Below are 19,580 nucleotides of genomic sequence, written 5' to 3'. Positions count from 1 at the left end.
AGGGTAACTGTAACTATGAACGATTCTAGATGGCCTAATGAAGATGGATAGGTCAAAATGGTCCATAGTGTAAATGGTGTGGAATTAAATTATGTTAAAAATAGAAAAACTGGTGAATTTGATGATTTTAAATTTAGAGATAAAAAATAAATAAGGGGCGTTTATTATGAAAGTAACTTGTTTGTACAACACTGGAGATTATCTAACAAAGGCAACCGAGGAAATATTTAACTTAGTTATTAAGAAGGAGTATATTGTTTATGGCATATGTAAGTTATAAAGTGGTGAGTTGACATATTTAATTTTAGGAGAACGTGAAAATATGCCATCTTGGTATCCAGCAGAATTATTTGAAATATCCGATGCGTTACAACCTATAGAATGGTATTGTGCAGAACACAGACATGTCAAAGATACTACTATAGATTATATATGGGGATATAAAGAGTTAGCCTTGGATGATACACATGCTCTTGGTTTAATAGAAAGAGAGAGTAAAGATATGGAACTATTTTTAAAGCGTAAAGCTGAAATTGATGAATTTGAGGCATTGTAATAGTAAGTGAATGAATTGATTAGCCTATAGAAAGCGTAGAAATGAAATATTTCTACGCTTTTTGATACATAACATTTAAATAAACAGCTTATTTTTGAAAAAGTTTAAAGATGTCATTTATATTGGCGCAGATATCTAATACAATGTACTCTATAGAAAAAAGTAGCTGCAAGTGCAACTACTTTTTTCACAAAAACATTATTATGCACATAACACCTTTAGCGTAGACTTGCGCTTAATGGTACTTGGGAATAAACTGTGAAATTGTTACCATAAGTACCGTGTCTTGAAAATGAGGAAGAAATTAAACCGTTCCAACTTTTGTAGGTAGATCCAGATGTATCTGCTCTTAGAAGTACATTTGAAAAGCTAGCCTGGCTAAAAGAATTACGTCCAGCATCTTCAACACCCTGAACCATTTTTACTGGTTCGCATTGAGAAAATGAGCCATATACAGGCTGATTTGCATATCTAGGGCTTCCATTTACATACATAGTAACCGTACCATTTCCGTTATTAATTATTTTAAGGTTTACCCGATCACCATCTTTAATTGATGTATCATATTGTGTGTTCCAATACTTACTGTTTTGACCTGATTCATTATATCCTGAATTAAGAAATACTTTATATCCACTTGGTGTTTTTGAAATACCACCCTCAACTTTAGATGCTCCAATACCTAAATACCAATTCACATATCCATCTTTAACAACAACTGATTTTGGTAGATTTATATCAGCTGCAATCCCGGTATAACTACTATTTGTAACACTTTTTACAGCACCTTCTGTAGCTGCAAAACTAGTAGTTGAAAACATTGATAGAGAAATTAGAAGTGAACCAACTAGATACATCATTTTTTTCTTACTTTTTCTAAATACTTGATTCATTTTAGATCCCCCATATTTTAAATTATTAAATTGTATGGAAAGTTGGCCAACTAACTACAACTTACAAATTAAAGATATATCAGGTTTCATTTGATGTATATATTTTCCTGTTATAAGTCATTGAAATGTCAAATAAATTTATTCTTTTATATTTATCAATATAGATGGAGTTGACAGAATAAAGTGGTATGTCTATTTAAATGTAAGAAGATTTTGTTAAGAATACTATTAAAACCTATAAATGTGTTGGTGATAATATGTACTACGATTCATTTAGGAGAGAAATATGGAATGAAAATAGGGGGGGGGCAAAGGGGATATCTGAAATGTTTAGAAATGGATTAAAAACAAAGGAAATAAATGAATAATTTTTGTTAAGGAATTCATTGAAATAGTTCGTAGATGAAGGGAAAGATATGATTTTAAAAGACATGGATTTCCTATATAAAAGAAGAAAGGGATCCAGTTATGGGAAATAAAAATACAAGATTAAAGTTAGATAATGCAGCTATTGAAGGGATGATAGAGGCATTAAAAGATGAAAATGAATGTTTACGTATGGAAGTCGATTATTTAAAGAAGTTAAAGGACTTCGTTCAAAAAGAGATGGAATTACGGAACAAGACAAAGAAAAAGTAACTTATCTTACAAAATTCGAAGGTATGGAACTTATTAAGATAGTATTAGATAAGTATAATGTTCATTACAATCGCAAAAAAATCAAAGTTCATTTAAAAAGAATGAGTCCAGTATAATACTGGACTCACATTCAAACAGCCGCTTAATTTTTTGTTTAATTCTTCAGGTCCAGTTCATCATAGGCGATCGATTGTTGGCTTGCTACGCTCAGTAATTGTTATTCTTTAACTCATCTTATATTACATTAGTTTAAGTATTGAGAGTAAAAGAATAGGAATAGAAAAATTAATGTTTTGCTAAATAATCTATTAAAGAAACTTAAAGGAATAACAAGTTCTCCTATTGTAAGGATTTTAAGTTTATCCTTATTTAGTCCTTTTATTAATTCTTTTAATGTTTGGAAATTTATTTTATTAACGAAAGACCAACTTGGCACAGCTTTTGTATCTGAACCTATTTTGAAAATGATATGAATACTATGTGCATGAAAACCGCTTATTATTAAAATAAGCATAAACCCTAAAATAATGAACCAAGTCATTTTTCAACATCTCCTTTCAGTATTTAATATTAAGATATTAAAACTGTTGAGAAAGTGTGCTGTTGTCCATGAAAAATATTGTGAATTTGTTGAGGAAATATTGAGAATGTTGCAATGCGATTGATTGTAGGGGAGTTAGAGTTAATAATGCTTGTCAGATTATATGCGTGAAAAAAGGAAATAGGAAAGAGAACAGTTGCGTAGACTGTTCTCTTAAGGAGCGGAAGTGCTGAACATTTTCAATGACAATGATTCAACCATTCCCCTAATAGTATGTGCAAATATTTATAATTTATACAAGAAAGACGGCTATTAAAAATAGCCGCCTTGCCCAGGGAGATTTCAAGAAAATTAGAGATTCATTATGGATACAGATTGGCTGTTACCAATCTACTCTTAGTATTGGAAATAATTACATAAAATATTCGTAGGTTAAAATCTTAATTCATTGTAGGATGAGTGACATGCAAAGTAAAAAGAGCACTTTTTAAAAGTGCTCTTTTTAAGATGTGCATTAGGACTTGAAAGAGGCATCAATGACAATTTAGAAGGAGATATTTCTATACAACATATGGAGGTACAATGGAAGGGTGACGATAAAAAATAAAAAGAGCAGTTAGAATGAACTAACTGCTTAGCTCTAGGGGAAATGAATAGTTTCAATTATCGAGACAATAAAAGGATAAGCAAAAAGGATTGAATTTGAAGAAAGTGTGTTGTTTTAATTGTATTAGGAGTTTTAATCATCGTATAACTATCTCCCCTATATGAATGGATAAATTGGAAAGAAGTCTTTGTATATCCTATAGGCTTAATTCTATGTATGATACTTGGACATTTTGAGTTACTAGAGTTTTATATATGAGTAGGGTTAGTATGTATTGTATGAGGTATCCTTAGGGCAATAGGAATTAGTGTTATATAGAAAAATAAGTACAGAGGGCATCTAAATGGGATGCTTTTTTATTTTGCATAGAAAAAGGAACCCAGAAGGGCTCCTTTTCTTATTCCGATCTATCTTAAGCGCATATAAGATAATGTTATTTTACATCTTAATATTAGGAATTACAATAAAGAAGTAAAGATTACCGTGAGGTGGTGTAAATAGGAGAAAGAACCATAAGTATTACTGCATGCTCTGGTTGTAATGAGCCTTGCATGTGGATATTAAATGTCTATTAAGTAAATTGGTCAAATTTTTTCTACAGGTGTTTCATAAAGGTAGATTAATTCGTAAATATGAAGCATTACGCTATAAGATAGAAATACTTACAAATTTTAAAAGAATTCCATTTGTGTACCAAGAAGCAAAATATATTTATGATAAAATATAGAAAAAGATGATTAAGAAGGGACAATTAAAGTGAAACCAACAATTTATGATGTTGCGGAAAAAGCAGGTGTATCAATAGCGACTGTATCTAAGGTAATTAATCAAACAGGGCGTATTAGTGAAAAAACAATAAACAAAGTAAATCAGGTAATGGACGAATTAGATTATCAGCCAAGTAGTGTAGCAGCAGCGTTAACAGGTAAAAAAACATATACGATTGGGGTACTTGTCCCAGATATCTCAAATCCATTTTTTGCAGAAGTAGCAAGAGCTTTTGAAAATAGTGCACGAGAATCAGGGTATACACTCATTTTATGTAGTACGGACCATCAAACAAAACGTGAGCATGAATACATTGATTTACTATTTAAGAAGCAAGTAGATGGTATTATTATTGCAACGGAGCTAAATGATTATAAGCTTGTAAAAAAAATCGTGAATCGAGATTTGCCACTTGTATTATTCACTGTAGATCATCCTTCTATTACGACTCATGTTGTGACAACAGATGATATGAGGGGAGGCTATCTAGCTGGAAGTTATCTAACGCAGAAAGGCCATACATCTTTAACGATTATGATGGAGAAGGATAGAAAAAGTAGCTTAGGGAGATTGACTGGTTTCAAACAAGCTCTAACGGATTCAGGAATTTCGTTAGATGACGATGCTATTATTAGTTGCTATTCGACAGTGGAAGATAGCAAACGTGCAAGTAAAGAACTACTTAATTTGCCTAACAGACCTACAGCTGTTTTCGCTTGTACTGATTTAATTGCTATATGCCTTATGAATGAAGCAAGAAAACAAGGACTTTCAATTCCGGAAGATGTATCAATTATCGGATTTGATAATACAATCTATGCTGAGATTGCAGATCCAGGGTTAACGACGATTGAACAGCCAATTAAACAAATGGCAGCCTGTACGTTTGAACAACTCTTAAAAACGATGGAAACGAAGGAGCATGCTAAACAAAAAATTACAATTATTCCACAGTTAGTAGAACGATCCTCAGTAAAGAATATTACATGATAATTTTTGTAGGTTACTTGAATGTAACAAAAGAAGGTCATCGTAACTAGGTATAGTTAGGATGACCTTCTTTTGTATATAGGGTTTATACAGAGTATTGCTCACCGCTTTTCGTATTTAAATCCTGTTCCATCTCATTTTCCTTTGGAATAGTAAGGAAATGAGTTAAAAATGCACCAAAGAAATACAAACCAGCAAAGATCCACATCACGCCGCCTACACCTAATGGACCGATGAAAGCAGTTACTACTAATGGTCCAACAAATGCTGATAATCCTGAACCTAAATTTAAGACAGACATTGCCGCTCCTTTGTTTTCAGGAGATAAAGATGGGACTAATGCTGTAAGAGGTACATAACCGGCAAGTGTTGCTCCGTAGCAACATGCAACGAATAATATAGCCCAATAATTATGCCCTACCATTTGTGGTACATAATAGAGTGCAAGAGTTACAATTCCGCAACCGACTCCTCCGAACCATTTAATCGTATTTACCCAGCCAAACTTGTCTCCAACAATACCAAAAATAATATTAAACACCATATTTACAAAGAATAGAGTACCCCAAATTTGAAGCCATTCAGTCATCGTAAAATTATATTTCATCATATAAGTAGGCAGGAAAACAACAAATCCAAACTGAGCGGCCGAGTTTATAATTTTAACAATACCACCTATACCAACTTTAGGATTTTCAAATGCGATGGTAATGCCTTTTAGTAATTCGCTTGATTTGTTAGCGCTTACGGTTTGTGCTTTAAATCTGTCCTTATTTACAACAATTGAGAACAATCCCCCGACGACAACAAAAATTAAAGCACTCCATAAAGTAGCGATTTCCCCGATTTTAGGAACCATATAGCTAGAATAGAAGGCTCCGATAACACTAAGTCCAAGCTGGAATACGAACCAGAACCAGCCAACTGCTCTTGAAAGCATTTGTTGAGGTGTACTGTAAGATACCCAAACTAGGAAAGAATAAGCAAATAAGGGATAACCAAACCCTCGTAGGGCATAGCAAAGTAATATTACAGGATAATTCATATGTTGAATTCCTATACCGATAAAACCGATTGATCCTAAAATAAATGATACTAAACCAAATGTCATTACTTTTCTTGGTCCCCACATTTGTACAAATACCCCTGAAAACCAAGAAGAAGCAGATACAGTAATACCGTAAATAGTAAATAAAAATGCAGCATGTTCTAGCGTTAGGCCTCTCTCAACGAGATAAGGGGATAACCATCCTTGTTCTAAACCATCCCCAATCATAAAAACAATAATTCCTATGTATCCCCAAGTTAAATTAGAGGGGATACCAATCCTGTCCATAAATGTTTTGCTTGAACTAATAGCGTTCATTCTCCCACCACCGATAAGTTATTTTTTGGTTAAGCGCTTAATTATTTTTGATAAAAAAAGTATACGCTTACATTTTAAGACCGTCAATGAAATTTTTTGACAATTTACAACTTTCTTTTATAGGAGCATTCTATTTACTTATCGGACAATAAAATAATAGTGAGTATGAAAAGAAAGGAATACCTTATAGATGGGAGTTTGGCCTTTAAAAGGCTTCGTTTTCTTTGTTATATCAGTATTTTAAAAGATTATTTTTGTAGTTGTTTAGATTATTTGTTTCTAATTATTAATTTGTATATAGACGTAGTACGTTTACTTACGAAATTTGAAATTCGGATGAAAAGAAGAGTATTCAAAAAAATAAAAATGTTTTCAATTTAGAATCAAGTGTGTATAATGAAGAAAAATAGGGAAAGCGCTTAACTAAATTTGATGTGCTAAACCTTATAGACTTTCATTTTTTTCTTAAATTTAAATAAAGAGGGAGAAATCATATGAATGTTTTAACGATTGGAATTATTGGTGCTGGACGAATAGGGAAACTGCATGTAGATAACTTGCAGCTGATGCCACAAGTAAAAATTAAAGCGGTTTCAGATGTTGTGATTAGTCATCTAGAAAAGTGGGCCGAGGATAAAGGGATTTCCACTCTGACTACAAACTATCAGGATTTATTAGCAGATCCAGAAATTGATGCTGTCTTTATTTGTTCACCAACAAATACACATGCGCAAATTATAAAAGAAGCGGCTCTTGCGAAAAAACATATTTTCTGCGAAAAGCCTGTTAGTTTCTCAGTAGAAGAAACATTAGATGCATTAGAAGTAGTAAAAGAACAAGGGGTATCTCTTCAAGTAGGTTTTAATCGTCGTTTCGATCCTAACTTCAGGAAAGTCTATGATCTTATTCAACAAGGAGAAGTGGGACACCCACATATTTTAAAAATTACGTCTAGAGATCCACAACCACCAAGTATAGAGTATGTTCGCTCTTCAGGTGGATTGTTTATGGATATGATGATTCATGATTTTGATATGGCTCGTTATGTGATGAATAGTGAAGTCATTGAAGTATTTGCATATGGCACAACATTAATTGATCCGTCCATTCAGGAAGTAAATGATGTTGATACAGCAATTGTCACATTAAAATTTGCGAATGGAGCTTTGGGGGTCATTGATAATAGCCGCCAAGCTGTTTATGGATATGACCAGCGTGTTGAAGTGTTTGGTGAAAAAGGCGCGGTTGCTGCGGATAATTGCTGTCCGACAACAGTACAAGTTTCAAAAACAGAAGGTGTTGTAAAAGACAAGCCGCTTTATTTCTTCTTAGAGCGCTACACGCAAGCTTACATTGAGGAAGTAACGCAATTTACAAAGTCAATTATAGAAGGACAAGCTGTTATTTGCAGTGGTAATGATGGGTTACAAGCAGAACGAATTGCGAAAGCTGCGAAGGAATCATTACTAACTGGAAAACCTGTTCAAATTGAACATAAACAGCCTGTATTAAATCAATAAAGAGAACGCTTACTTCTAGATAGATAAAGAGTAATGAATAGTAAGTTTATAAAAATATGAACTATGTCATTCACTCTTTCATAAAGCATGGGAGGTAGAAACAATGAATCCACTTATTTTTAAAGAAGATTGTCCATTAGACCTAATTGCAGTTGGGCGTTTATGCGTTGATTTAAATGCCAACGAAACACAACGTCCTATGGAAGAAACAAGAACATTTACTAAGTATGTGGGAGGTTCTCCTGCGAATATCGCAATTGGTGCGGCGCGTCTTGGCTTACAGACAGGATTTATCGGTAAAGTTTCCGATGATCAAATGGGCCGCTTTATTACAGGATACTTAAAGGATAACAATATTAATACAGATCGGATACGTATCGATCGTACAGGTGCGGTGACAGGTCTAGCTTTTACAGAAATTAAAAGCCCTGAAGATTGCAGTATTTTAATGTACCGCGACAATGTCGCAGATTTAAATCTTGATCCAACAGAAGTTTCTGAGGACTATATTAAACAATCAAAAGCTCTCTTAATTTCAGGAACGGCTTTAGCGAAAAGTCCTTCTCGCGAAGCGGTATTTTTAGCGCTAGAATATGCGCGTAAGCATGATGTAGTCGTATTTTTTGATGTGGATTACCGCCCTTATACATGGCAGTCAGAAGCTGAAACGGCTGTGTATTACAATCTAGCAGCTGAAAAATCTGATGTCATTATTGGAACGCGTGAAGAATTCGATATGATGGAAAAACTATTAAACTATGAACAATCTAATGACCAAGTTACGGCTGAAAGATGGTTTTCTCATCATGCGAAAATCGTTGTAATTAAACATGGCGGGGATGGGTCAATCGCTTATACGAGAGACGGTCAATCTCACAGAGGCGGTATCTTTAAAACAAAGGTATTAAAGACGTTTGGCGCGGGCGACTCGTATGCTTCTGCGTTTATTTACGGCTTAATGCAAGGGCTTGAGATTCCTCAAGCGATGCGATTAGGAGGCGCTTCTGCTTCCATTGTTATTTCCAAACATAGCTGTTCGGATGCAATGCCAACAAGGGCAGAGATTTCCGCATTCATGGAAACGGCTGAAGAAATTGTATAGAAACATCATAAACCAATAATTAAGTAAGGGCGTATCCTATTGGACGCTTCTACATTACATAAAAGGGAGAGAATGAATATGACAGTACAAACAGCACAAATTGTAAAAAACTACATTGGCGGCGAATGGGTAGAATCTATTTCAACTAAGATGGAAGCTGTATACAATCCAGCAACAGGGGAAGTAATCGCCCAGGTACCACTTTCAACAAAAGTAGATGTTGAACAAGCTGTATTAGCAGCAAACGAAGCGTTCAAATCTTGGTCTAAAACTGCTGTACCAAAACGCGCTCGTATTCTATTTAAATATCAACAATTACTAGTAGATAACTGGGAAGAGTTAGCGAAACTAATTACGATTGAAAACGGAAAAAGCTATAACGAGGCTTACGGTGAAGTTCTTCGTGGTATTGAGTGCGTGGAGTTTGCTGCAGGCGCTCCGACATTAATGATGGGAAAACAGCTTCCTGATATTGCAACAGGTATTGAGTCTGGCATGTATCGTTACCCAATTGGTGTTATAGGCGGGATTACACCTTTTAACTTCCCAATGATGGTTCCGTGCTGGATGTTCCCACTTGCAATTGCTTGTGGTAATACATTTGTATTAAAACCTTCAGAGCGTACACCACTTCTAGCAGCAAGATTAGCAGAATTAGCTGAAGAAGCAGGCTTACCAAAAGGTGTATTAAATATCGTAAATGGCGCTCACGATGTAGTAAACGGTCTTCTGGAACATAAATTAGTGAAGGCAATTTCATTTGTAGGTTCTCAGCCTGTGGCAGAATATGTATACAAAAAAGGAACAGAAAACTTAAAACGCGTGCAAGCATTAGCAGGTGCGAAAAACCATTCCATTGTATTAAATGATGCGAATCTTGAACTAGCAACAAAGCAAATTATTAGTGCTGCATTTGGTTCAGCTGGTGAGCGTTGTATGGCTGCTTCTGTTGTAACAGTAGAAGAAGAAATTGCAGATCAATTAGTTGAAAGACTCGTAGAAGAAGCAAATAAAATTGTCATCGGAAATGGTCTTGATGAAGATGTATTTTTAGGACCAGTTATTCGTGATAACCATAAAGAGCGTACAATTGGTTACATCGATTCAGGTGTAGAACAGGGCGCTACATTAGTTCGTGATGGACGCGAAGATACGGCTGTAAAAGGAGCTGGCTACTTCGTTGGCCCAACAATTTTTGACCATGTTACAAAAGAAATGAAAATCTGGCAAGATGAGATTTTTGCTCCTGTTTTATCTATTGTTCGTGTGAAATCATTGGATGAAGCGATTGAAATTGCCAATGAGTCTCGTTTTGCAAATGGAGCTTGCATTTATACCGATAGCGGGGCAAGTGTACGTCAATTCCGTGAAACAATTGAATCAGGTATGTTAGGTGTGAATGTTGGGGTTCCAGCACCGATGGCATTCTTCCCGTTCTCTGGCTGGAAAGATTCTTTCTATGGAGATCTTCATGCGAACGGTACTGACGGCGTTGAGTTTTATACTAGAAAGAAAATGCTTACATCTCGTTGGGAAAAGTAATCATGAAGAGAGAAGTAGAATCTCTCTAGGTGCTTGGAAGCGAAAGTAAGGAAGGTAGTAAAACATAAGAAGGAAGTATTAGGAGTCTATCAAATTCCTGATACTCCTTTTTCATATGTAGAATGACTGATAGAGATAGAAAGGAGCAAACAATATGCAAACTGTTAGAATGACGACGGCACAAGCTTTGGTGAAATTTTTGAATCAGCAATACGTAGAGTTTGATGGAGAACAACAAAAGTTTATTAAGGGAATCTTTACGATTTTTGGTCATGGGAATGTAGTAGGCCTTGGTCAAGCTTTAGAAGAAGACGCTGGGGAATTAGAAGTATATCAAGGGAGAAATGAGCAAGGAATGGCAAATGCTGCGATGGCGTTTGCAAAACAAAAACACAGAAAACAAATTATGGCATGTACTTCTTCTGTTGGTCCTGGATCAGCAAATATGATTACCTCTGCTGCAACAGCTTCTGCAAATAATATTCCCGTTTTACTACTTCCAGGTGATGTATTTGCAACAAGACAACCTGATCCTGTTCTTCAACAAATTGAACAAACACATGACTTATCTATTTCTACAAATGATGCTTTTCGTGCGGTAAGTAAGTACTGGGACCGGGTAAATCGTCCTGAACAATTGATGACGGCTATGATTCAAGCCATGCGTGTTTTAACGAATCCGGCAGATACAGGAGCTGTAACAATTTGCTTACCACAAGATGTCCAAGGGGAAGCGTGGGATTTTCCAAGTTACTTCTTCCAAAAGCGCGTTCACCGTATTGAGCGTCGTCTACCTACAAAAGCCAGTTTAGTGGATGCGGTTGAAATGATTAAGAGAAAGAAAAAGCCAATTATGATTTGCGGTGGTGGAGTAAGATACGCAGAAGCGGCAGAGGAACTGAAACAGTTTGCTGAGGCATTCCGCATTCCATTTGGAGAAACGCAAGCAGGGAAAAGCGCGATTGAAAGTTGTCATCCATATAATCTTGGCGGCATTGGGGTAACTGGGAATTTAGCAGCTAATACAATTGCAAAGGAAGCGGATCTTGTTATTGGAATCGGGACAAGATTTACTGATTTTACAACGGCATCTAAGCAATTGTTCCAGAATAAAGAGGTTGAGTTTTTAAACATCAACATTTCGGAATTCCATGCGAATAAGCTTGATGCATTGAAGGTGATAGCAGATGCAAAAGAAACACTTCTTGCTCTAATAGATGAACTGCAATCGATTGAGTATCAATCTAGTTACACAGTAGAAATCACTGATGCAAAAGAGGCTTGGGAAACAGAATTAGCACGTCTACATAATATTCGCTTTACAGGTCAAGGTTTCACGCCGGAAGTTGAAGGTCATTTCGATGAGAATTTAAATGAGTATGTAGACGCACTTGGTACAGAATTAACACAGACTACGGTCATTGGACAAATCAATACATTACTTGATGAAGATGCAATTATTGTTGGCGCGGCAGGAAGTCTTCCGGGTGATTTACAAAGAATGTGGGCATCAAGAAAACCAAATACATATCACATGGAGTATGGATACTCTTGCATGGGTTATGAGGTTGCGGGCGCACTAGGTGCAAAGATAGCTGAACCATCGAAGGAAGTATATGCAATGGTAGGGGATGGTAGTTACCAGATGCTTCATTCTGAGCTTGTCACAAGTCTTCAAGAAAATAAAAAAATTAACGTCTTATTGTTTGATAACTCCGGATTTGGCTGCATTAATAACTTACAAATGGGAAACGGTATGGGCAGCTTTGGAACAGAATTTCGCTACCGAAACCAGGAAACTAGTAAATTAAACGGGGCTATTATGAAAATTGATTTTGCAGCTAGCGCGGCTGGATATGGTGTAAAAACGTATCATGTTACATCAATAGAACAATTACGGGAAGCACTTATAGATGCGAAAAAACAAACAATTTCTACATTAATTGATATTAAAGTATTACCAAAAACAATGACAAATGGATACGAGTCATGGTGGCATGTAGGTGTTGCAGAAGTATCTAAAAGTCATAGTGTACAAGCTGCGTACGAGAGTAAAGTAAGTAACTTGCAACAGGCAAGGTCATATTAGATTAGGACACAAAGAGAGCTTTTATCTACATGCATATTGTCTAGGAAGCTCTCTTTTTAACAATCAGATAAGAGAAGTTGGCAAGTTTCTATCACATTTTGTAAAGAGGAGAGACAAGGGGATGTTCAAAGAAAATACAATTAAGCTTGGAATTGCACCAATTGCTTGGACAAATGATGATATGCCGGAGCTAGGAGCAGAAAATACGTTTGAACAATGTATTAGTGAGATGGCACTAGCTGGATTTAATGGAAGTGAAGTAGGGAATAAATACCCGAGAAATACAGTTGTATTAAAAAAATCTTTGGAATTACGAAACTTGGAGATTGCTAGTGCATGGTTTAGTACGTTTTTAACAACGAAGCCGATTGAAGAGACGGTAGAAGAATTTATTAAGCATAGGGATTTCTTGCATGACATGGGTGCAAAAGTCATCGTTGTTTCAGAGCAAGGGCATAGTATTCAAGGTTTAATAGATGTACCACTATTTAAAAATAAGCCTGTTTTTACAGAAGAAGAGTGGGAAAAGCTAGCGGATGGGTTACATCATCTCGGTAAATTAGCTCAGGAAAAGGGGCTGCATATTGTATACCATCACCATATGGGTACGGGTGTTCAAACAACGGCAGAAATTGAAAAGTTAATGGATATGACGAATCCAGAGCTTGTATCCCTACTTTTTGATACAGGTCATCTTGTTTTTTCAGGAGAAGAGCCACTTTATGTTTTGAAAAAATATTTACCTCGTATTAAACATGTACATTTAAAAGATATTCGCCAGGAAGTAGTAGATGCTGTAAAGGAAAACAATTTAAGCTTCTTGCAGGCAGTGAAGAATGGTGCATTTACAGTTCCTGGAGATGGCGTAATTGTATTTGATGAAGTGTTTACTACCCTTGCGAACTCTGAGTATAAAGGATGGTTTGTGGTAGAAGCAGAGCAAGACCCAGCTTTAGCGAATCCTTTTGAATACGCATTAAAAGCCCGAAAATTTATACAAGAAAAAGCACGTCTTTAATTTCCGCATTTTGAGATTATCCCTAAGTTAATGATATGACAATCAACAGGTCTTTTTTACAAAAGGAATAAAAAGACGAGAAGGTTGATTTTACATTTAATAAATAATATTGAAATAGGTGAGTATGTAATGCCATTAGTTCAAATGAAAGATATTTTAATAAAGGCAAATCAAGAGAAATATGGGGTTGGAGCTTTCAGTGTCGCTAATATGGAAATGGTAATGGGAGCTATTCAAGCAGCAGAAGAGTTACATTCGCCGCTTATTCTACAAATTGCGGAAGTTCGTTTGAATCATTCGCCAATTCATATGATTGGCCCTTTGATGGTAGCTGCAGCGAAAAAAGCAACTGTTCCAGTAGCAGTTCACTTTGATCACGGTATGACGTTTGAAAAAATTAAAGAGACATTAGAAATTGGTTTTAGTTCGGTTATGTTTGATGGCTCTCACTATCCGTTAGAAGAGAATATCCAAAGGACAAAAGAAGTTGTGGAGCTTGCGAAACAGTACGGAGCGACAGTAGAGGCTGAGATTGGCAGAGTAGGTGGTAGTGAGGACGGATCAGAAGATATTGAAATGATGCTGACAAGTACTAAAGAAGCAAAAAGATTTGCAGAAGAAACAGATGTTGATGCGTTAGCTGTTGCGATTGGAAATGCGCACGGGATGTACAATGGAGACCCTGATTTACGATTAGACCGCTTGCAGGAGATTAATGGGATAGTCGATATTCCTTTAGTATTACATGGTGGGTCTGGCATTAGCCCAGAGGATTTCAAGCAATGTATTCAACATGGTGTTCGAAAAATTAATGTAGCAACAGCGACGTTTCAGAATATAGTTTCTGCGGTTAACACTGCTGTCCTAAATACTCCTTATTTAGATTACTTTACGTATCATCAAGATGTAATTGAGTCCGCATACGAAAACGTTAAAAATCATATGCTCATTTTCGGAAGTGAAAACAAAGCACAACCAGAAAAGCTTTCTTCATTATTTAGTTAGCTGACAAAGGTAGAGAATGATAGATTAGCCATAAAAAAAAGGGGGAGAACATCATGTTAGGTAAATTAGGTAAATTAAATGAAGGGTATAATGTATTAACAGAAATGAACGGTCAATGCAGTGATATGTTAATGGATATAGGTATATATAAGATGTCTAATGGAAAAGAAGAGCTGTTATTTGATAATAAGAATGAAACGGCAGTACTTTTACTAGAAGGGGCAATACGTTTAGAGTGGGATGGAATGGAACAAGTTATTCAAAGGCAGTCTGTTTTTGAAGAAAATCCTTGGTGTTTACATGTGGCTAAAAATGTGAAGGTTACAATTACTGCTCTTTCAGATAGTGAAGTGCTTGTCCAAAAAACAGATAATGACCAAGAATTTGCGTCCAAGTTGTATAATCCAAATGAGTGTCAAAGTGTTGTAGCTGGAGAAGGCGTATGGGAGGGAACAGCGCAGCGTGTTATTCGTACGATTTTTGACTATAACAATGCAGCATATTCTAATCTGGTAGTAGGAGAAGTTATTTCTTATCCAGGGCGATGGTCCAGTTACCCACCGCATCATCATGACCAACCAGAGGTATATTATTATCGCTTTAACAAGCCACAGGGATTTGGATGTGCAATGGTAGGTGAGGACGCTTATCGCGTTGTACATAATAGCTTTATTACAATTCCAGGTGAGCTAGACCACCCACAAGCAACTGCACCTGGATATGCAATGTATTTTTGTTGGATGATTCGGCACCTTGAGAATAACCCATGGAATGATCGTATCATGGAGGAAGACCACAAGTGGTTATTAGAACCAAACGCGAAAATTTGGCCAGAAAAGGAATAGACGAAAATAAATACGAGCACTCCTATTTTTAGTTTAGCGAGTGCAAATATTCAAAAAGAAACTTCAATAGTAACACAAGAAGTGACGCAATACTCAAATGGAAACACTGGTGGTTAATAGAAAGACTGCACTGGAACTTAGCGAAAAACCTTGCAATTTTGTCGGAATGCAAGGTTTTTTCTTTATTCCAATTTTATTTCACCTTAATACTGATGTGAAATGAAATTGAGGATTTACAAAGAATTTACTATACGAATAAAAAAGAACATTGATTGTTAGCTGTATGCCTGACAAATTTTGTATTCGTTAGAAAAGGAATTTGAACTGTACAATCGAACGTGAAATTTTAATTCTATTTAGTTATGTTGAGAAATAATATATGTTTTGACACTCCCGCGGCTAAAGACACAAGCTGACTAACGTCAGTGGGATTCTTGCTACCAAAGGCGAAGTCTATTTCTAGTATCGCTGACGTGCAAGATTGCGGTGTGCCATCACCACTCCGTATCCAGTGCATATAGCAGATACGGCACTCATTCTATTACCAAACGAGTCAGATTGTAAGTTCTCAAATGTGTTTTAGCGTCTCGTGCTTGACGGCTCAATACATTTTTACGGAGTAGAAGAATTTGTTACTCCAACCTCCTATGTATTCTGTTTTCAGAGAACAAGATTGTTTTAGACACTTTTACTTGTCTATTATGAAAATGATACCATTTCAAATTCTTGATGTACGGAATGTACCTTCGGTTTTTTATTTGTACATCGTATTTGACCTCACTCTCATTCAAGGTGCTATCATACCGTAGTGGGCTTTCTCGTTCGGAAAATCTATAAAAGGTGAGATGAACAGAGATTCTTATACGTGTTCAATATAAAAAGTTAAATATTGAATTTAAAATTGTCTTTAAAGAAGGAGACAATTGCTTAATGAAGCTTATTAAGCCTTATTCAAAGTTATGTAAAAGAATAATATCATAAACATTAATAAAATTAACAAAAAATATTCTAGCTAAAAATTAGAGGACATCCATTCATTGAAGCAGAAAAAATGTTTTCAGGATAGATGTCCTTTTTGTATTAAAAAAAGAATATATTTTCTCAACAGGACAAATAGTAATTATCTATAAGTGTTACTTATAGGGATAATAGGAGAATAGAAATTAATGATAAAGGAGAATGCGAAATGTTAACAGTAATATCTAATAGTGATCTAGCTAAAATCCGTGAAGAAGATGTAGATGTATTAAAGGTAATGTCGCATCCGGTTCGATTAAAAATCATAAGTGAATTAATGCATCATAAAATGTGTAATGTTACACAGTTAACAGAAATATTAGGACTTCCACAGTCCACTGTTTCACAACATTTAGCAAAATTAAAAGGAATCGTACTCCGTGCAGATAGAAGAGGTTTAGAGATGCACTATTATATTGAGAATGCTAAAGCTCGTCAGATTGTAGAAATTTTAGGATTATAGGTCAATTTTTCAGAGTGTCTTTTCTTGTTGGTAAAAAGCTCACTCACATATTGATGAATTAGATCAGAAACCATAACTCTACTATGGAATAAACAACATAAGAAATTCTAACATCATCTGGAAAGAGATTAATATGTAATATTGCATTTGTTAGTCTGTATCTATATTGGTAGATAAAAGCCACCAATATAAATAAAAAGGACATGCAGTCGTAACTGCCGCCCTTTTAGGAGGAATTCAAGATACCAACAGGACGCGTATTGGTAAACAGGTTCAAAAATAGTATATGTGTTAAGAAAAAGTCCTATACAAAAAATTACTGTAAGCAAGCCTATTTATATGTGAAATAAAGAAGGGCCGTCCTATTTGGAGGGCTCTTCTCGTTTAAAGAATTAATATTCAAATAGTTTATTCATTAAATTTTGAATTTCACGTCTTCTTTTTTCTATTTATCAATTGTATACTAATTACCCTCAATTATTAATTGAGGGTAAAGAAGTAACTGTTGAGACTAAGTTTACTGAAAAAGAAAAAGAAAAAAGGTTTTGTAAAGCTAGCTATTACTTTCATTGGTACTAAACAGCAAGAAAGAGAAATAGTAGTGTTTGAAGACTTATTACATAAAGGTCAAGTAATTGTAACATACCCTGATGTTAATCAGATTTGGAAAAAGAAAAACAAATTTGCACACTATACTTGGCATATAGATGAGACTTATATCAAAGTCAAAGGAGAGTGGGGTTATCTTTATTGTACAAGGGAGCAAGATGGAGTTAATGATGAATAGTTAATTTCATAATTAAGAAATAGTTAAGAAATAGTTAAGCCCGGTTTAAAATTTGCTTTCTATACTAAAAACATAAGCATACAAGAAAGTTGGTGTTCTTACATGAGCGCAATAATAAAGACTACAAATTTAACAAAGATTTATGGCAATCAGAAATCAGTGGATAATCTTAATATAACCGTAAATCAAGGAGAAATTTACGGCTTTTTAGGTCGAAATGGTGCAGGGAAGACGACTACAATTAGGATGTTATTAGGATTGATAAAGCCCACCCATGGAAAGATTGAAATATTTGGAGAAGATTTATTAAAAAATCAAAAAGAAATCCTTAAAAGAATTGGGTCTATTGTTGAAGTTCCTGGATTTTATGAGAATCTTACAGCACGGGAAAATCTACTAATTAATGCAAAAATTATTGGGATACACAAAAAAAATGCAATTGATGAAGCGTTAGAAATCGTGGGATTGCAACATGAAACTAAAAAGCTTGTGGGTAAATATTCTTTAGGGATGAAGCAAAGATTAGGGATTGCTAGATCTCTTCTTCATTACCCAGAATTATTAATATTAGATGAGCCTACTAATGGTTTGGACCCAATAGGAATTAAGGAAATTAGAAGATTGATACAAAATTTAGCTAAAGAAAGAAAAATTACTTTATTAATATCCAGCCACATTTTATCGGAAATAGAACAGTTAGTAGATCATATGGGGATCATTCATGAAGGTAAGCTCTTAGAGGAAATCGAATTTAACAGCCTTAGAAAAAAGAATCGCAAATATATTGAGTTTCAAGTATCGAATGACAATAAAGCTACAAAAATCTTAGAGAAAAACTTTGGTATTTTTGATTATGAAGTTCATAATGAGGGGATTATTCGCGTTTATTCTAAACTTGGGCAACAAGGAGATATTAATAAAATATTTGTACAAAATGATATTCAGGTTTTGAAAATCTTGATGAGTGAAGACAGATTAGAAGATTACTTCACAAAATTAGTTGGAGGTGGAACAATTGGTTAATCTGTTATATACAGAATTATTAAAGTTAAAACGATCCCATATGTTCTTAATTAGTATTCTCGGTGCATCGGTAGTACCTTTTATGGTAGTAGTAGCATCATTTGTAAGCTTAAAAACTAAACATCCTACTCCTACTATTGTATTTAGTCAATTGTTTGGTGAAGTAAATTTATATACTGTTCTAATAATAGGAGTACCACTATATGGGGTAGTAACCGCCTACCTATTTATTCGGGAATATACAGAAGATACATTAAAGAATTTATTAACTATACCTGTATCACGTATGAATTTTCTTATAAGTAAATTCCTACTTCTATTTTCGTGGATTATGATGTTAACTTTTGTAGCATGGGGATTAACATTATTATTAGGGATAATATTTCAATTTGATGGACTAAGTTCATCCTTAATAAGGGAATCTTTTGTACAGTTTTTGATAGGTGGATTATTGCTTTTTATTTTATCAACACCAATCATACTTTTAACAATTGTACTTAAGAATTACGTACCGACCATTGTATTTACAGTTGTAATAACCATGATTAATTTAATGACAGCAAATTCAGAACATAGAGGATTGTTTCCATGGGCAGCAGCAGGTGATATCTCAAGAAATACGCTTCAGCCCACTTATCCTCCCGAGTACTCCTATATAGGTATATTCGGAACATCTATTATTGGATTAGTATTATTGATTTCATATTTTAAAAAGGTAGATATTCATTAAGAATAATAAAATGGGACCATCTAAAACTATTAGGTAGTAACAAAAAGTAGATTAAAAAATTTTAATTAGCGTTTGATTT

15 protein-coding genes and 3 pseudogenes are annotated in these 19,580 nt (G+C 34.9%); 15 read left to right on the top strand and 3 right to left on the bottom strand.

What is annotated here, in order from left to right; genetic code table 11:
- The first annotated feature begins 166 nt into the window (after positions 1 to 166).
- A pseudogene (locus MR112_RS22735) lies at positions 167 to 556 on the top strand (hypothetical protein).
- Between the two features lie 218 nt (positions 557 to 774).
- On the opposite strand, the gene MR112_RS22730 reads toward MR112_RS22735, so the two are convergent.
- Positions 775 to 1,449, bottom strand: a complete 675-nt coding sequence (locus tag MR112_RS22730; protein WP_242245414.1) for a hypothetical protein — start codon at positions 1,447 to 1,449, stop codon at positions 775 to 777.
- 468 nt (positions 1,450 to 1,917) lie between these two features.
- On the opposite strand from MR112_RS22730, the gene MR112_RS22725 reads away from it, so the two are divergent.
- Complete coding sequence (locus MR112_RS22725; protein WP_017657691.1) at positions 1,918 to 2,088, top strand: hypothetical protein; 171 nt, start codon at positions 1,918 to 1,920, stop codon at positions 2,086 to 2,088.
- Positions 2,089 to 2,332: 244 nt separating this feature from the next.
- Here the strand turns inward: MR112_RS22725 and MR112_RS22720 are convergent, their stop codons facing one another.
- On the bottom strand, positions 2,333 to 2,629 hold the full coding sequence (locus MR112_RS22720) for a hypothetical protein (protein ID WP_000219733.1): 297 nt from the start codon (positions 2,627 to 2,629) through the stop codon (positions 2,333 to 2,335).
- A 1,363-nt stretch (positions 2,630 to 3,992) separates the two neighbouring features.
- Here MR112_RS22720 and MR112_RS22715 point away from each other — a divergent pair.
- Positions 3,993 to 4,994, top strand: a complete 1,002-nt coding sequence (locus MR112_RS22715; protein ID WP_242245413.1) for a LacI family DNA-binding transcriptional regulator — start codon at positions 3,993 to 3,995, stop codon at positions 4,992 to 4,994.
- A gap of 85 nt (positions 4,995 to 5,079) precedes the next feature.
- Here MR112_RS22715 and MR112_RS22710 read toward each other — a convergent pair whose 3' ends face one another.
- Positions 5,080 to 6,360, bottom strand: a complete 1,281-nt coding sequence (locus tag MR112_RS22710) for an MFS transporter (RefSeq protein WP_242245412.1) — start codon at positions 6,358 to 6,360, stop codon at positions 5,080 to 5,082.
- A gap of 494 nt (positions 6,361 to 6,854) precedes the next feature.
- Between MR112_RS22710 and iolG the strand changes: the two genes are divergently transcribed.
- The 12 genes and pseudogenes from iolG (at position 6,855) to MR112_RS22650 (ending at position 19,501) form a co-directional block, all read left to right on the top strand.
- Positions 6,855 to 7,880 (top strand): inositol 2-dehydrogenase, encoded by a 1,026-nt coding sequence (gene iolG, locus MR112_RS22705; protein WP_242245411.1) that lies wholly within the window; start codon positions 6,855 to 6,857, stop codon positions 7,878 to 7,880.
- 103 nt (positions 7,881 to 7,983) lie between these two features.
- Entirely contained in the window at positions 7,984 to 8,982 is a 999-nt protein-coding gene (iolC, locus tag MR112_RS22700; RefSeq protein WP_098670947.1) for a 5-dehydro-2-deoxygluconokinase, read from the top strand.
- 78 nt (positions 8,983 to 9,060) lie between these two features.
- Complete coding sequence (locus MR112_RS22695; RefSeq protein WP_000218125.1) at positions 9,061 to 10,524, top strand: CoA-acylating methylmalonate-semialdehyde dehydrogenase; 1,464 nt, start codon at positions 9,061 to 9,063, stop codon at positions 10,522 to 10,524.
- Between the two features lie 154 nt (positions 10,525 to 10,678).
- Positions 10,679 to 12,613 carry a 3D-(3,5/4)-trihydroxycyclohexane-1,2-dione acylhydrolase (decyclizing) gene (iolD, locus tag MR112_RS22690; RefSeq protein WP_242245410.1) on the top strand — a complete coding sequence of 645 codons (1,935 nt, stop codon included), beginning with the start codon at positions 10,679 to 10,681 and terminating at the stop codon, positions 12,611 to 12,613.
- Between the two features lie 121 nt (positions 12,614 to 12,734).
- Positions 12,735 to 13,631, top strand: coding sequence for a myo-inosose-2 dehydratase (iolE, locus tag MR112_RS22685; RefSeq protein WP_242245409.1), 897 nt, complete (start codon positions 12,735 to 12,737; stop codon positions 13,629 to 13,631).
- A gap of 129 nt (positions 13,632 to 13,760) precedes the next feature.
- The gene (locus tag MR112_RS22680; protein WP_242245408.1) at positions 13,761 to 14,636 is read left to right on the top strand and encodes a class II fructose-bisphosphate aldolase; all 876 of its coding nucleotides are present in this window, start codon (positions 13,761 to 13,763) and stop codon (positions 14,634 to 14,636) included.
- Between the two features lie 53 nt (positions 14,637 to 14,689).
- Entirely contained in the window at positions 14,690 to 15,481 is a 792-nt protein-coding gene (locus MR112_RS22675) for a 5-deoxy-glucuronate isomerase (protein ID WP_149214864.1), read from the top strand.
- A 1,186-nt stretch (positions 15,482 to 16,667) separates the two neighbouring features.
- Positions 16,668 to 16,961 carry an ArsR/SmtB family transcription factor gene (locus MR112_RS22670; RefSeq protein ID WP_048535942.1) on the top strand — a complete coding sequence of 98 codons (294 nt, stop codon included), beginning with the start codon at positions 16,668 to 16,670 and terminating at the stop codon, positions 16,959 to 16,961.
- Between the two features lie 477 nt (positions 16,962 to 17,438).
- Positions 17,439 to 17,625 (top strand): annotated as a pseudogene (locus MR112_RS22665) (VaFE repeat-containing surface-anchored protein); the annotation flags it as partial.
- A pseudogene (locus tag MR112_RS22660) lies at positions 17,620 to 17,736 on the top strand (DDE-type integrase/transposase/recombinase); the annotation flags it as partial. The pseudogenes MR112_RS22665 and MR112_RS22660, both read left to right, overlap by 6 nt.
- A gap of 114 nt (positions 17,737 to 17,850) precedes the next feature.
- Positions 17,851 to 18,771, top strand: a complete 921-nt coding sequence (locus MR112_RS22655; RefSeq protein WP_001273092.1) for an ABC transporter ATP-binding protein — start codon at positions 17,851 to 17,853, stop codon at positions 18,769 to 18,771.
- Positions 18,764 to 19,501, top strand: a complete 738-nt coding sequence (locus tag MR112_RS22650) for an ABC transporter permease (RefSeq protein WP_000247702.1) — start codon at positions 18,764 to 18,766, stop codon at positions 19,499 to 19,501. The genes MR112_RS22655 and MR112_RS22650 overlap by 8 nt, the downstream gene beginning before the upstream one ends.
- Positions 19,502 to 19,580: the final 79 nt, after the last annotated feature.

Origin of the sequence: Bacillus cereus group sp. BfR-BA-01330, assembly GCF_022663885.1 — a bacterium.
Taxonomy (GTDB): Bacteria; Bacillota; Bacilli; order Bacillales; family Bacillaceae_G; genus Bacillus_A; species Bacillus_A cereus.
This window is presented reverse-complemented; position numbering and strand designations above follow the sequence as displayed.